This is a genomic window from Nostoc sp., assembly GCF_036917465.1.
GTDB lineage: Bacteria > Cyanobacteriota > Cyanobacteriia > Cyanobacteriales > Nostocaceae > Nostoc.
The window spans coordinates 24,205-39,998 of the sequence record NZ_JBALDL010000067.1; the positions used below are offsets into that span (position 1 = coordinate 24,205).

Genomic DNA, 15,794 nt, shown 5'->3' on the forward strand with positions numbered 1-15,794 from the left:
CCTTATGCAGCACTCGCTTTCAGCCTGGGTTAAGTTGCGCTGAACGCAGCCACCCTATATATATTACTCATTAGAAGGCATAGATTTCGTGAAAATTTTCAGCATTTATACCAGAATTTATAAAAAATTCGTAATTCTGACTAGCCAATTACATTTACAACGAAATTCCGTAGCACGTCTAACGTTTCTGGATTTATTTCATGCCCCATGTCAAATTCGTGGTATTCCACAGCCACTTTTAGAGATTTTAAAGCTTCTCGTGCCTTCAAAGCAGCTTGCAGTGGGACAACTTCATCATATCTCCCGTGACTGATTACAGTCGGCGGAATCCCTTTTTGATCTGCCGTTACTGCATCAGGATGTAAATACCCACTCATAACAGCTAAACCTGCTAGGGGTAATTTTGAGCCGACATCTAAAGTCATTGCTCCGCCTTGAGAAAATCCACTTAAGATAGTGCGTGACAAAGGTACGCCAGTGCTACTTTCTAAAGATTGCAAAAAATCTATTAGTAGTTGGCGACTTTCTGGTAATCCTTCGTACATATTTTCTACCCGCAGGTCATACCATGCCCTCCCTATCGGAGAATAAGGATAAGGATAAGGTGCATTGGGTAATATAAACTGGTAATCAGGTAAGTTGAGCAAGGGTAACAAAGATGCTACATCCTCAGCATTAGCACCCCAACCATGCAAAGTGACGATTAAGCCTGCGGGTGGTTGAGAAGTTTCAGGGGGAACGGTAATCGCTTGTAAAGACAGAGGTTTGCTCCTAAATTTTTTCTTCTTATAAATCCTATCTCTTCAATCAGACTTAGTATTGAGTGGCATTTGCTGTTTGCCCAAAGAATGCCTATATCGTTATGCTGGAAGCCAAAAGCCAGAGCGATCGCTTATTTGTTATCTGCTTCATCTTCTAGCAGAATGGTGTTCAGAAGATTCAATTCGCTGGATGCCATAAAGTAGCGATCGCTAAAAACTGTTTCTAGTTGTGTAAAAATCCGTCTACCTGCCACAGCTACCCAAGGAAATGTTCGATAGTGAGGTACTACAGGGATAATTAAGCCTTGAGGAGTTAGAGAACGTCCTAGCGCACTTCTCCAAGCTTGGGGATCTTCTAATACTTGTTGGCGGGTATCATCTTCTGATTGTTCATTCCAGAAATGGGGATAGTCGAGGGGTAAACCTACAACTATATTTTTAGTTTTCAACGCTTGACGTGTGGAAGATTCAATCACAAATCCCTCTTGTTCCCGACTCAAGAACTTATACAGTTCGTTGGCAGGACGTTTGAGTTTTGAGGGAAATTTAAACTTCTTACTTTCATAAATTTCTTTTAGCGATCCTAAAAGACGACTGCTATTTTGTTTAATATCAGCTTTCCATGCTTCAAAGCTAAATATTTCTTCAGTTTGGCGATCGCTCCAATCTTCTATCCAGAAAGGGCCTATACAAGTTAGACTATCTGGTATCTGTAGCTCGTCATTATGTAAAGATGGCAATAATCGGCTCGAAATCCTAGAAACAGTTTTGACCAAAGCTTGTAAGGTTTGATAATTTGCATAGGACTTGGCATTTCTATCTAATGATTGACCTCTCAAGTCAAAATGCTTAAAAATGTTTGCAGTTAACTGCTCGGCTTTTTTCACAATTGCTTTTGCTTCTTGAGGGTGACTATCGCTGATAAAGATTTTGGCTTCACGCAAGAAATCTAATAAATCATCAGACATCAAACGCAACAATTCTTCATCCCCAACAGAGCCAACTGGGACAAATGCAATTCGGTTTTTATTAAGTCCGGCATCACCTTTGATGCGGGTGTGAATTGTAGAGCGCAACATTACCAGCAAAGTCAATAAATCACTGGACTGACGCAACCATAGTCTTTTGGGGTCAATATCCTCTCTTTCAATGATGAAATCATTGATTAGCATAACTAACCGTCTATCTTTGTTATCTCCAGAAACTTCCATTCCGGTTTCTGGATCTGTATACATTCCTCTACCACGGTAAATTAATTGTGCTACTTCCATTAAAGCGGCTTCAATATTAAACCGGGGGATTGCAGCTATAATGCAATCTGTTTTGGGGAAAGAAACACCTCTTGCGCCTGAAGAAGTCATGAGGAAAACTCGGACTTCATCGCGTCGTGGCGGTTTGACTAATTTCAATCGCTGATCGGGTGATACACTTTGATCCAAAACCTCCACCTGTTCTCTGTTTACCAGAGCTTCTTTACCAGTGGTTAATTTTTCCTGCAACTGACGTAGAAAAGCTTTATCCTGAGCAAAGAAAATTAACTGCTCTGCTCCCTGTTGTAATCCACCCTTGATTTCTAAGTAGGCGTTTGTTAGCGATTCCTCTTCTGATTTTTCTCGAATTGCTTGTCTAATTGTCTGCTCTGTGCCGTCACTGTTTTGGCCTGGTTTAATGGGCGACAGCCTAATACTGTAGTCAATACTGAGTTTACTGGCGGGGTAGCTATTTGTCATGACGTGTAGCGTTGGGTATCTTCTAGGGCCAATTTTTGTATGAGTCCCTGTCACCCGAAATGGTGCTTCACCTCGACTTGTACTTATTAGAACTTTATCAGGAGCGCGATCGCCTGAGTTCAAAAATCTATCCAACACAACTTCATTGCTGAGTGAGGCATCAGCCAGAATCAGCACAATTTTAAACGGAGATGGATTTGTATCAAAAGGTTTAATAAATTGCTGTTCTAACCATTCTGCTACCTTACGGACAAAGGGCGCTCCTGCACCATCACCAGCCAGTTCATCTACCATGACAACTATAGTAGGAATCCGCGCTGCAAATGCTGAACGTTCCTTTTTTCCGGGCTTAGTATCAGCTTTTTTTGCAAACAAATTATTGAAGGCATTAACTGTGGTTGATTGATCGTTGAGCGTCCGATAACCTTGGATAGCAGCAGTCATTACCAGTTGATTAACCTTGGGATTGGCTTCGAGTAATTTTCGGGCTGACTTTGCTATGGTACTTAATACACCAGGACTGTAAAGCGATTCTACGCTGTAATCCCTTTCGTTGAGACGGCGTTTAAACCGAGTCGAGCCGACGATATTGCAATCAATATCATGTTCTTGTTCTGGATTGAGAAAGAAGATATTGCTATCAGGAAGTGTGAGTTTTTCAACACCATCGACAACAACGGCACTGTCGATACAGCGAGATGGAAAATTGTTTTCCTCAACCTGTTTTTTATACCATTCGGGAGCTGCAACAATCAAATTTTTATTGCTGGTGATGGTTAATATCCCTGTGGGTTGCTCGTTTTCTCTAGCAAGTTTGTCGGTAACATCTCGATTAATTACAACTCGCGGACTGAGATACAAAAATAAGAAACCTTGAGACTGCTGTTTGAGAAATTTCATCACAGCAGTGGTTTTACCAATACCTGGATTTCCTTCCAAAGCTAGGACGTTAATTTTACCGACTTGAGCAGAAGTTATACCAGCAAATACTGCTGCCTGGTGTACTTGTCGCAGAGGAATTGTTGCCTTATCGGGATTGATTTCATTGACACAATCGGCAATTTGTGTAACAGAGTCGCCTCCAAAGAACTCAAGTAATGCATCGTTGTCTTCAATAGATGCGATCGCAAGAGCCTTGCTAATTTCACTCATTGGGTTGTAAAATTCTGTCACATTCTCCTGAAACAGAAAGTGGGAGTATTGACCTAGAGTTGGTTTTTCAACTAGAAACTTTGCTTGTTCTTTAAAAGCAGAAGGTAGCCCTTTCAAGAGCCTCTTGAACACCAAACGAATTTCTGCATCTAGATCGAGTGGCACATCATCATCTGAATGTTTAGCCTTGCAATATGCTTGCCCCAACGATTTCATTAACTTGGCTCTAGTATCTGGTTCAGGTTCCACACCCCAAAATTGAGCAGCAAGACTTTCAATACCATTGGATGTGACAGCGATCGCTCTGGCGTTACAACTTCCTTCTAATCGCTTACGTGCGCGTAACACTTTAATCAGCTGATCGGTATAAGATGATGCCTGACAGAGCTTGAATAATGGTTTATCTTGACGGCTAAATGCTGAAAGAAAATTTTCCAACCTTTTAGAGAGTGAAAATTCTTCACCTTCAACCTCTGCACAAACTCTAGAGAAGACCCCTCGTGATTCAATGTAACGGGCATAGCGACTCATTTCTTCTCTATGAGGTGCTTCTTTTTGAAAATCTGCAAATTTGATGGGTGCGTTATACGAAAATTCCAGACAGATAATTAAGTTTTCAATTTTTTTGTGTTTTGGATCTTTTGATTGGAAGAGGTCAGTTTTGCCATCTTTGAGTGGACTAAATTCGTTGGACAGCCATAAAATAAAATCGGCTCTGGCTGGTTGTCCACGCTTGACTAAGTTCTCATCTGGTTTTCCTGATAGTTTGAAAGCTTCTTGAAATGCTTTTGCTGTCTCTTCTTTTTCTTCATCCCGTTGCATTTGCTGTCCTGGGAGTGTCAACGGACACCAAATTGCTTCTAGTTTAGGTTGTCTAATTTGACTGTGGTTGAGACACTCACGCATTGCTGTCCAACCTAAACCATAGCCGAGTACCAGCAGATGACGCAGCATTGTTTCCACCCATTCTTTGGTATTGGGATCTGTTATTTTGAATGCTTTCACCAGTTGGTGGGACACATCTGCATTTTTGTGAGATTGCCAAGGCTGGAGAACAGGATGATCGTTCAACAGTAAGTTTTTGTGAATCAACTGTTGTAAAACACCGCGTTTAACAGCAATTTCAAATACCTGCCCCCAAATAGAGGCTTGTTGTAGAAGGGATGATTCCATTACTTCCTGTGCAGAACTTGAGAAACGTGGGTAAGTACAGCGCGATAATTAAGTAATACCTGTCCTTTGCGGCGGGTGTGGAGAACTTTGACTTCACCAGCCTCTTCAACTGTATTAGGCGATATCCAACTAAATGGATCTAGTACTGGGATCAGTTGACCTTTTTGCACACCTCGTTCAGCTTCAATAAAATGCAAGCCGCGCAGTACAGTTAGTAAGCAAGGATGAATGCGAGAGTCTGAATCAGGATTAATCAAATGCTGACGAGCGCGTTCAGTCCAGTTAATATCGCTAACTTTTCCATCCGATACTAAGAAATAAATGCAGAAACCAGATTGTAGGCGCTCTTCTGCTTGGATAGCATAAAGTGTGGCGAAAGTATAAACCGGAATTAAATTACGAAAGTAGTCTGCCCTAACAGAGCGCTGAAAATCTGAATGATCTCCAGCTTGCAAAATTTCAAATGCCGCTTCACTGTAACCGCGATCGCGCAAGCGTGTAGCCGGAAATACATCCCGCATCATTGGGTAAATGTTGATATCAGGAAACGTTTGAAAGACTTCTTCTAAAAATTCTGTAGGTATTAAAGAAGAATTGTAATCTGCGGCTCGATTAATGCGGCGATCGCCATAGGCATGAGCTAATAAAATAATGTGCTGACATCCTTGGGCTTTAAGATAACGAATTTCTTCTTGAACTAGGCGTTGCGTTTTCAGATGTTCTGGAGAATCAAGCACATCAGACTGCATCCGTTCTCTCTTGAGTTCATAACCTATAAAAGGTTCACTAACGGCTGTAGCAATATAACTTTGAGTGAGAAAAAGATAAGCCTTTTCACTAACATTAGGAAAATTTCCCTCGTTACAAGGACGGCTGGCGTAGGAAATTAAACCAATCTTGGGGGCTGAATGAGAATCTGGGCTACTAATGCAAAGTGGAAACGCACTTAAAAACGCCTTAAAAGTACCAGATTTAATAAAATCTTGCGTTTTTTTGGGTTGTTTCACCAAATTATCTAGAATAAGTCCCTGCATTCGTATCGGGGTATCTTCACCTAGTATGGCTTCTAAGGTTTGAGCGGCTGCGTAAACGTAAGCATCGCCGCTCTTGTCTTTATCATCATCTAATTGTTTTCCTGTTTCTTGCAGTCGCAGCATTAAAGTTGTAAAGTCAACCGATTTTTCCTTCTGTCCACGTTTTTGTAATCGTGTAATAATCCGCCACAAACAGCAGTAAACTAGCACAGCAAAGGCGGTAACTGCGGCTGCATGATACTGCTTATTTTCCTCAGATTCACTTGTATTTGCTCGTCGCTTCAGAGTTTCAACATCGTATTCCACTATGATTGCGGCTGATAATGCCCACCCAGCAAATTGAGAAGCATTTGTAGATAGCTCATAAGTCCATTGACGCTCTTCTCCCTTGTGCCAAGAACGAGGAACCCAACAAATTTGGAGGAGTTTCTGCGGTAATAAACGCTTTGCCCGTAATTTACTAAGTGTATCTTTAGTTTTTAAGTCATACTCCGAAAGCTCGGCAGTAACTTTAACCGAAAATAGAGATTTTGCTGGTTGCTCACAAATTTCAATATGTTTGAACCATTCAACCTTTTCGCTAGTATTTTCTTGTGCCTCTACAAGTAACTTTCTCACACCTAATGTTGCCCCTTCTAGGCGATCCCAATTAATGATGCTGTTTTTAACACAGATGAATTGTTGTGAGGAGCGATCCCGAACTTGAGATATGACTTTTTGATTCCTGTCGCGCAGTACTTTCATCAGAGCCTTGGCAATAGACTTCATTGAATCAGAGCGTTCCTGTAATTCTTTTAAAGTCTGGCCAATAGCTTCTGTACCCTGCGATTTAAAATTTGCTAGGAGTTGATTCACCATATCTGTTAGTGATTCTTTAGTTAGCGGTTCCTCGTCCTTTTTGGGAACGACGACTGCCAAAAAGATCAGTTGAGCTAAACGACGACAAATTTCCCAAGGTTTTTGTAAGGAAGATTCATCATCACTCAGTAAATATTCTCTAATTTGATCGAGTCGTACTTCAAAAGCAGGTTTGCCTAATTCTGGATTTTGCCCATTGACTCGAAAACGATAACTTACTTCACGCTCGACTTGATTTTTAGTCTTTTGCTCGAAAATTTGAGTTTTCCACTCAGGCCAAACAGCTAGACAATAATAAAAGGTCGCTTTGCTAAGTTCATCTGCCAAATCGAACTCAGCTGCACTACCGAAATGAGTCGTTAAATCAACCGTATAGCCTTCTTCCTTAGCAGATTCAACTAGAATAAGTATTCGATTGACATACTCTACTAAAAGTTGGTAATCTGGGTCATTACTTGAGCGGGCATTTTCTGCGATCGCTTCCATAATCCGAAAGCTAATTGTCAATCGGACTCGTGACAATGCTTCGTCGTCTATGAAATTTAAAAAACGTTGAATTTGGCTATCATATCGATTTTTTTCTTCTTTCAAAGTTGCGATCGATGAATTAACATCATCTTCATCGTTGTCAAGTTCGTTTTCTAAATATTCTGTGGCAGCACTGCACATTTGCTCAAAATAATCAGTATTTTCAACTCGTTCGCGTGCAGAAATAACCGTCGCCACAGACTTCTTATCCTTAGTATCTCCAGCTTGAAATGCTAGGTGTACGAGATTGGCAGTATTAGCTATATTCTGAAAAGACGTACCTGCTTTTTTAGCAAGATGTTTGAGTTGCTGTTCAGCATCATCTAACAGCAATATTGATAATAAGCTGTCGGAAGGCACAGCAGTATTGAGTGCTTGGTCAATAGCAGCCATTAATCTGTCTATCGCACCAGGTAACTTTGTAGCATTCCCATCACTCAAACAGCCGCCAACGCGCGACTTATTACCTTTTGCTGGCATCGATAAGTTTTGAATAAATCCACTGCCTGGAGCAGGTTTCAAAGCTTCTTTAAATTTAGGTTGTGCAAATAGCCGATACATAACGGCTGAAGTACTTATTCTCAGGCGTTTATTTTGCTTCTCATCAAACTCAAACAACTGCATCCCTTTAGGACTTAGCTGGTTAGTATCTGCCTGATTACTGCTAGGATCAATAGCTTGAGCAAGTAACTCTATGACTGTAGCGAGGTCAATAGACGGCTTAAGTGAACGCGGGTCAACGTTAGCGCCAGTACCTTGTGAAGGCATAATTATTTCCTTTGTAATTTTCAGTCTTACGACTGCTTCACCTGCTTTAACTTCACAGTCTCAGCAAATGGACTCTATATTTTTAGTATCTTAAATGTGTATAATCTGTCAATATTTTTTTTACGTTTATTATATTTTTTTTAAGAACTATTACACAAGCAATTCAGTCTTATGTTTATGTATTTTCTTGAATAAGAAAATTAATCAATTAGGGTAATCCAGCGCGTTGAAAGATTGCGTGAGGGGTAATTTCCAATTCTGGTAGTAAATCATCAGTAATTACTTGATGAGATCGATAAGTAATCGGTAAGGAAGATGGCGCAAATACAGTTACAGTTCTAGCTTTTGTATCAACCACCCAAACACGATAAACGCCAGCTTTCAGATAATCAGTCGCTTTCTCGGCAATTTCACCAAAAGTTTGACCAGGTGAAATAATTTCGATGACTAATTCAGGTGCGACAGGACAAGCTTCGTCTAATAGCCAATCAGCAGGAAGACGGTTATGAGAAATATAGGTCAGATCGGCCACAGGCATCCAATCTTGTTGATTTCGTGTTAGTTTAATTGCCCATTCAATCACAACTCGACCTTTTGCTTGTGCCCATGCAGACAATAGTATAAATAAAGCACCAGTAGTCGAGCCATGAAAAAATTTTGGTGACATTTCATTATCTTTATATTTGGGTACAGCTTCACCGTTAATAAACTCGTATGTAATATCTCCTTCGGGAAGTGCGAGAAATTCTTCTAGGGTTAGGCGTTGATTAGAAGACTGAACCATAGGTGTTATGTGGGTAAAAGATGCTTACTTTTAGTTTAGGCGATCGCAAATATTAGAGACTAAGTTTACTTATTCCTTATTTCCAGCATTTTCGACAGTACTGATACTGGGGGATGTAAGCATATAAATTACACGAGTCAATATTATTCCTCATGGTCTTGAAGTGAACCAAGGCTTATGCAAAACTTGAGATCCTTCGCTTCTAGCCTACTTTTAAGGAATTGATCAATGGCGCGTCTAGCCCTGCTGAGTGTATCTAACAAAACTGGTTTAATTGACCTAGCCCGTAGTTTGGTTGAAGAATTCGACTTTGATTTAATTAGCAGTGGGGGAACAGCCCAAGCACTCAAAGATGCGGGACTCCCAGTTACCAAAGTTGCAGATTACACAGGTTCACCAGAAATTTTAGGTGGCCGAGTCAAAACGCTACATCCCCGGATTCACGGCGGAATTTTGGCGCGGCGAGATGTTCCCCAAGATATTACAGATTTAGAAAATAACCAAATTCGCCCGATTGATTTAGTGGTGGTGAATTTATATCCCTTTGAGGAAACGATCGCTAAACCAGGGGTAACATTATTAGAAGCGGTTGAACAGATTGATATTGGTGGCCCTGCTATGCTACGAGCATCATCAAAAAACTTCGCCCATCTCGCTGTATTATGCGATCCAGCACAGTATGACGAGTATTTGCAGGAATTGCGGCAAAATAACGGCGTAGCTTCCTTAGAGTTTCGGCAAAAGGCGGCTTTAAAAGGATTTTCGCACACTGCTAGTTACGATCGCGCGATCGCATCTTACCTCGCAGAAGCACAACACTATACCCTTAGCGGCACACAATTACAATCTCTGCGTTACGGCGAAAATCCCCATCAACCCGCCACCTGGTATCAAACTGGGACTACCCCAACGGGATGGGCAGCTGCAACGAAACTCCAAGGCAAAGAACTTAGTTACAATAACTTAGTTGATTTAGAAGCCGCACGCCGAATTATTGCTGAATTCACTGATACCCCAGCAGCAACGATTATCAAACATACAAACCCCTGTGGTACGGCACTGGGAAGCACGATTTCAGAAGCTTATCAAAAAGCTTTCAATGCTGATTCTACTTCTGCCTTTGGTGGGATTGTCGCACTCAACCGCCCGATTGATGCGGCTACAGCCAGCGAGTTAATCAAAACATTTTTAGAATGTGTGGTTGCACCAAGTTGTGATGCCGAAGCTCAAGAAATCCTTGGTAAAAAATCCAATGTGCGAGTTTTGACTCTAGCTGATTTGAGCAGTGGGAATAAGGATACCGTAAAAGCGATCGCAGGTGGTTTCCTTGTCCAAGCTAGCGATGACATCATTGCTGATACTAGTCAATGGCAAATTGTCACCGAACGTCAACCCACACCCGACGAATTAGCCGAATTGTTGTTTGCTTGGAAAGTTTGCAAACACGTTAAATCGAATGCCATTGTTATCACAAGCGATCGCACTACACTAGGAATAGGTGCTGGTCAAATGAACCGTGTCGGCTCAGTTAAAATTGCTCTAGAACAAGCTGGAGATAAAGCCAAAAGTGCAATTCTCGCCAGCGATGGATTCTTCCCGTTTGATGATTCAGTCAAAACAGCCGCAGCCGCAGGTATTACAGCCCTCGTTCAACCAGGGGAAAGTTTGCGCGATAAAGATTCAATCAAAGCTGCTAACGAATTGGGTTTAGTTATGGTCTTAACTGGTGTACGTCACTTTTTACACTGAATGACTGCTGATGTAGTGTGCAGTTGAGAAAGTGTCACACTATATACTTTCTTTATGATTTAACTAGTGATATCTTTTAGTCGTGTGTGAGGAGCAAGTTGAAAATAAAAAGCGTATGGGGTGGAAACACGGCAACACTCCCAAGCGCTTTTTAATTTTTCAGAAATGTGATTGCTTATGAAGTTTTGAAAATGTCACTCAATGTACTTGCCATTTGATAGAAGTAGTGATATGGTCTAATTGTGTGTGAGGAGCAAGTTGAGAATAAAAAATGCCTGGGGTGGAAACACGGCAACACTCCCAGGCATTTTTTAATTTGCGTACAAGAATTAGATTAATGGTGCAGTTTTGAAACTGTCACTGACTATAACCGCCTTTTGATTGAAGCAGTGATAGTATTTAGCAGTGTGAGGAGCAAGTTAAAAATAAAGAACGTCTGGGGTGGAAACACGGCAACACTCCCAGGCGTTTTTTAATTGGTATGTAAAAACGAGTACTTGCAGATACGCTGGAATTATTGAGATAATCACCTACAGTCTAAAATCCAGTAAACCTCACCCCCAATCAAAAATTCAGGTGCAAATCAATCGGCTGACTCAACAAATTCAATTCATTATCGAAATTGATCGATTGAAACAGGTGATGCGCCAAACCCTACTCATGGATGGGTCACGCCGGGAAAATAGTGCAGAACACTCTTGGCATTTAGCTATAATGGCGATCGCATTAGTAGAATATGCCCCAGAGGGTGTTGATATATTCCATGCCATCAAAATGCTGCTAATTCACGATTTGGTAGAAATTGATGCAGGTGACACCTTTTGTTACGATGTACAGGGTAATGACAGCAAAGCAGAACGAGAAGCACAAGCAGCATTGCGTTTATTTGGACTTTTACCAGCAGATAGAGGTAGCGAGTTGCGTTTACTCTGGGATGAGTTTGAAGCAGGAGAAACACCCACAGCTAAGTTTGCCGCAGCCTTAGACCGTATACAACCCTTGCTGCACAATCAACAAACTCAGGGTGGAACTTGGCGCATTCATGGCATTAGACGCGACCAAGTGATGAAACGGGTAGCACCAGTAGAAACAGGTGCGCCAGAACTGTGGCCTTTTGTTTTGCAATTGATTGATGATTGTGTTGCAGCAGGGTATTTAAAAGAGTCTCCTACCCTGAAGATTTAGGGTTGATACACCAAAATTTCTTCCCATTCAGAGGGTGAGAGGGGTTCTAACTCTATCTGCACATCAAAGCAATCGCTAGCTGCGGTAACTAAATCTGCAATAATATTTTCTATACTCAGATTTTGAGGTAGTTGTACAGTCGTAAAAGATTCTGCACCAAATACTTGAGCAAACAGTTCAGCATTCGGTTGCAAACGCATAGAACCATGTTGCAAAATTGTCCCACTACGTCGCAGTTGAGCGCTACCAATGAGTTTGGTACTATCTGGCAAAATTAAATCTGCACTGGTTGCTGTACCAAAACAGTTAGGGTTGTGGATGTAACCTCGCCCTTCTGTACCATAATCTAATTCTACACCGAGCGAGCGCCAGCCTTGAATTAAAAACTCACAAATTTTTTCGTACACCTGGAGGCGATTACCCGTAATTCCAGATGTGATTACAGCGTAAGTTAAATCACCTTGGTGTAACACCGCCCGTCCCCCAGTAGGACGGCGCACTAAATCCAGTTTCTGCCCTTGCCAAGTCAAATTTTGCCAATATTCAGGGTATTGGCGTTGATGATAACCAAGAGAAATGGCAGATGGCGACCAAGTATAAAAGCGCAGAGTTGACGGATGCTTTCCAGACTGGTGCTGTTCTAGTAACCATCGGTCAATCGCCATCTGCACATTCCCAGTCGCCTCTAACAAAGGAATTAGTCGCCACACTTTAGAATTCAATAGTTAGGAGTTGGGAGTTAGGAGTTAAAAAGTTTGTCACCTGACAACTCAGCCCTCATAACCAATAACTGAAGCGAAGCGATTAGTCAAGTTGCACCAAATTCAGATTGTAAGACTTCATCGTTGTTATCTGCGATCGTTGCCACAATGGTAATCAGCCGAGACACTTCGCCAGGAGATAATTCTGCTAAGGTGCGTGTTGAGATCACAACCACTCGGTTTTCAATAATACCAAAACGCGCTTCAAAAGTGCTAGAGCAGTTTAACTCCAACAGATACCGCATCAACTTAGGTTCATCTTTAGCAGGTAAATCTAGCACCGCAGACCAAACCGTTATGGTGTCTTCATCAGTTGTCCCGTTTAGTTGGACAAATACTTCCACACTTCCGTACTTAAACTTCCAGAGATAACTACCCTCTGGAGTATGGCTAACCATCGCACTATCATCTTGTTCTAAAGAGTCAATGACATTTTCAATTACCTCAAGATGGTTAATGCTTGTCGTCTCGGCGATTAGCTCATTAACAGATTCGTTACTAGTTATAGTTTCTTGGTAGCTTGTCATACAGGTTTTTTCCTCAACATACTTGCTGGTTTATCTACACATACTTTATAACTTGTGGACGCAGTTAGTTTGAGCTTGATTTTGCGGATTCTATATCTGGCAGTAGTATTGACGTAAAACCTTGTTTAGAAGATGATGTGGTTTCTAAACACTCTTTTAACCCAAAAAAGCCTGCATAAGCAGGCTTTTTTTAGGTTGCTCTAGACTTTAGTTTGTGGGCAGTTTCATCTTTTTACAGAAGATGAAATAACTAATTTTAATCAACGTCTCTAACTGTTCTCTTCACTGCGTTACCTGCATCTTCAGCTGTGCGCTGAACATTTTTACCAGCATCTTCAGCCCCACGCTGAACGTTTTTTGTCACATCTTCGGCAGTATTCTGGGTATTTCCTTTGAGATTTTCAATTCCTCGCTGAGTACCCTTAGCTATGCCTTCTCCTAATTCATTAGCGGAAGTGCCGATATCTTCACCCAGATTTTTCACTCTTTCACCAAGGGGTGTCCCTTGCTGAAAATTCCGGCCATACTGCTCTCGACTATCAATTCCTTTTTGATCGATATTCTTTTGAGCATTTTTTACTAGCGCCTTAGCTCTGTCATTAGCTGCCTTTTCATCTATCGCTCTGGGATCTACATCACTAAAGTTATTCATCCCACCAGCAGGAGAATTCAGAGGATAATCTTTAGTAGAATCAGATCGCTCGATATTAGGTGCTTGAGCGCCAGGTTGTGGTGGCTGTGTTGCTATTCCAGGATCGCCACAAGCTTGTGTCAGAAATATAAACATTCCTGCCAGAAAAACAGTTAAAACTTTCAAGGGACGAATGCTTTTGAGCCAATTCATTGCTTTTTTCATAGTGCGAAACTCCTTGCTTTTTTGTGACTAAGTTAAACTTCAACCAAGATAGCATTTGGAATTAATTTTGCATTACAAGCATATCAGGCAAAATAAGGTTTTTATCTACCTACTGCTGGATTTTTTTGTAATTCAGGTCTGGAAGCCCCTTCATCTGCCTTATTTTTGAAAAAGCTGGAAGCTTTTTCAAAAGTCTCTTTTACAGTCTCTAGACGATCTTTAACCCGATCTCCTACATTTGGTTCATTCTGAATCAAACCACCGGGTTCAGGCTCACGGAAGTCTTTGTCTGTGATTAATGGTAGTTCTGCTTCTTTCTCGATTCGACCTGCTGGTGTCTCGCCACCAGGATAAAGTATCTCGGATTCCCTATTTGTAGCAATCAACAAATGCGAACTTGGTTGTAAGCTAGCTTGGTCGCGTCCCTGACTGGCTTTTGGATTTGCTATTTTCGGCTCGGGAGACATTCTGTAGTTGCTATACTTGTCTCCACCATTTTTATAAGGATTGTTTGCTCCACCAGCTTGCACAGCAGGATTTTGTGGATTTGCACCTTGAGCATTTGCCCCACTACAAGCAGTGCTAACTATCAACAATAGTCCAGCTAGAAAGATAGTTAATATCTGACGCAATCTTACTTTTTTCAAGAATAGTCTCACAGCGTTCACGTAATCCTCCTTACCAAAATATTAATAAGTTAAGCTTTTGCTGAATCATTGAATTAGTCAGCAAATTATTGTGCTTGTTTTGGTTTGGCTTAGTTTCGATAACCTTTATTAAGGATATGAATAACAAAATACACTTTACCTCTAGCGCAGGCTACATTTTAATTAGTAGATAAACAATCTTTTTATCTAACTCTAGAGAGATATAAAATAAAGTAATATAATCTTAGCAAAAAGAACGACATCAGCCCATTTGTTACTTCAAAAGCTTTGAATAGGTAGCTGATGTACTGTAATATTTGAGGTATTCAGCCTTGTTGCTCTATCTTTAAATTCCTAAATTCATGAAGCGATTTTTACGCTGGATAATTTTGGGCGGAACGCTGTTTTTTTTAGCGAAAGCCTTGAAGGATAATTGGAGTGGAGTGACTGCTATCCGCATTGATGGGGTAGGATGGGCAATTATAGCGATCGCTACAGGGGTAACTTTACTAGCACATACTTGGGCAGGCTGGGTCTGGACTTGGATTCTCCAAGAGTTAAATCAACCTATATCATCTCCCCAATTTATCCAAGTTTACCTAAAAACGAACATCGCTAAATATTTACCAGGTAATATCTGGCATTACTACGGGCGAATTCTCGCCGCTAAAAATGCCAATGTCTCGGCTGGTGCAGCTACTTTAAGCGTTTTGCTAGAACCCCTACTCATGCTAGCGGCTGCTTTAATGATCATTGTCTTATGCAGTAGCCAATTTACGGTGGCTAATACTACTGTTCTTATCCAAATACTGCAATTGCTGAGTTTAGCTGTAGTTCTTTGTGCGATTCATCCCTGGTTTTTAAACCCAGTTATTCGTTTTTTATCCAGATTGAAAGCAAAAAAGTCTGCTACTAGTGAGCAAACTGTTCCCTTGAGTCTTAAAAGCTACCCTCTACGCCCTTTGTTAGGAGAATTGGGCTTTATGGGACTACGCGCCACTGGGTTTATATTAACTATGTTTGCCCTGGGTTCATTGAGTGCGAATCAAATTCCTTTGTTGTTGGGGGCTTTTAGTTGCGCTTGGCTGTTAGGGCTTGTGATTCCGGGTGCGCCTGGTGGGTTGGGTGTGTTTGAAGCGACTGCATATCAACTTTTGCAACATCACTTTCCAGCAGCTTTAGTATTTAGTGCGATCGCTCTCTATCGCCTCATTAGTATTCTAGCTGAAACTGCGGGTGCTGCCCTCGCTTGGTTAGACGAACGCCTTGCTAAATCCTGAA

11 protein-coding genes are annotated in these 15,794 nt (G+C 41.3%); 3 read left to right on the plus strand and 8 right to left on the minus strand.

The features are described from left to right. Positions 1-140 precede the first annotated feature (140 nt). The 4 genes from V7K38_RS15250 to V7K38_RS15265 form a co-directional block, all read right to left on the minus strand. Positions 141-746 (minus strand): alpha/beta hydrolase, encoded by a 606-nt coding sequence (locus V7K38_RS15250; RefSeq protein WP_442940776.1) that lies wholly within the window; start codon positions 744-746, stop codon positions 141-143. Between the two features lie 146 nt (positions 747-892). Continuing rightward, positions 893-4,816, minus strand: a complete 3,924-nt coding sequence (locus V7K38_RS15255; protein WP_334858970.1) for a helicase-related protein — start codon at positions 4,814-4,816, stop codon at positions 893-895. Further along, entirely contained in the window at positions 4,816-8,004 is a 3,189-nt protein-coding gene (locus V7K38_RS15260) for a hypothetical protein (protein ID WP_334858972.1), read from the minus strand. The genes V7K38_RS15255 and V7K38_RS15260 overlap by 1 nt, the downstream gene beginning before the upstream one ends. 208 nt (positions 8,005-8,212) lie before the next feature. After that, positions 8,213-8,788, minus strand: coding sequence for a Uma2 family endonuclease (locus V7K38_RS15265; RefSeq protein ID WP_334858974.1), 576 nt, complete (start codon positions 8,786-8,788; stop codon positions 8,213-8,215). A gap of 228 nt (positions 8,789-9,016) precedes the next feature. On the opposite strand from V7K38_RS15265, the gene purH reads away from it, so the two are divergent. Then, positions 9,017-10,537: a bifunctional phosphoribosylaminoimidazolecarboxamide formyltransferase/IMP cyclohydrolase gene (gene purH, locus V7K38_RS15270; protein ID WP_334858976.1), complete on the plus strand. Its 1,521-nt coding sequence runs from the start codon at positions 9,017-9,019 to the stop codon at positions 10,535-10,537. A 576-nt stretch (positions 10,538-11,113) separates the two neighbouring features. Beyond that, positions 11,114-11,722 carry an HD domain-containing protein gene (locus V7K38_RS15275; RefSeq protein WP_334858977.1) on the plus strand — a complete coding sequence of 203 codons (609 nt, stop codon included), beginning with the start codon at positions 11,114-11,116 and terminating at the stop codon, positions 11,720-11,722. On the opposite strand, the gene V7K38_RS15280 is transcribed toward V7K38_RS15275, so the two are convergent. From V7K38_RS15280 to V7K38_RS15295, 4 genes are all read right to left on the minus strand, one after another. Continuing rightward, complete coding sequence (locus V7K38_RS15280; RefSeq protein WP_334859155.1) at positions 11,719-12,387, minus strand: lipoate--protein ligase family protein; 669 nt, start codon at positions 12,385-12,387, stop codon at positions 11,719-11,721. The genes V7K38_RS15275 and V7K38_RS15280 overlap by 4 nt on opposite strands. Before the next feature lie 143 nt (positions 12,388-12,530). Then, positions 12,531-13,010, minus strand: a complete 480-nt coding sequence (locus V7K38_RS15285; RefSeq protein ID WP_334858979.1) for a YbjN domain-containing protein — start codon at positions 13,008-13,010, stop codon at positions 12,531-12,533. Positions 13,011-13,266: 256 nt separating this feature from the next. After that, positions 13,267-13,866 (minus strand): hypothetical protein, encoded by a 600-nt coding sequence (locus V7K38_RS15290; protein WP_334858981.1) that lies wholly within the window; start codon positions 13,864-13,866, stop codon positions 13,267-13,269. A 101-nt stretch (positions 13,867-13,967) separates the two neighbouring features. Next, the gene (locus V7K38_RS15295) at positions 13,968-14,534 is read right to left on the minus strand and encodes a DUF6658 family protein (protein WP_334858983.1); all 567 of its coding nucleotides are present in this window, start codon (positions 14,532-14,534) and stop codon (positions 13,968-13,970) included. A gap of 341 nt (positions 14,535-14,875) precedes the next feature. Between V7K38_RS15295 and V7K38_RS15300 the strand changes: the two genes are divergently transcribed. Continuing rightward, positions 14,876-15,793 (plus strand): YbhN family protein, encoded by a 918-nt coding sequence (locus V7K38_RS15300; protein WP_334858984.1) that lies wholly within the window; start codon positions 14,876-14,878, stop codon positions 15,791-15,793. Position 15,794 lies beyond the last annotated feature (1 nt).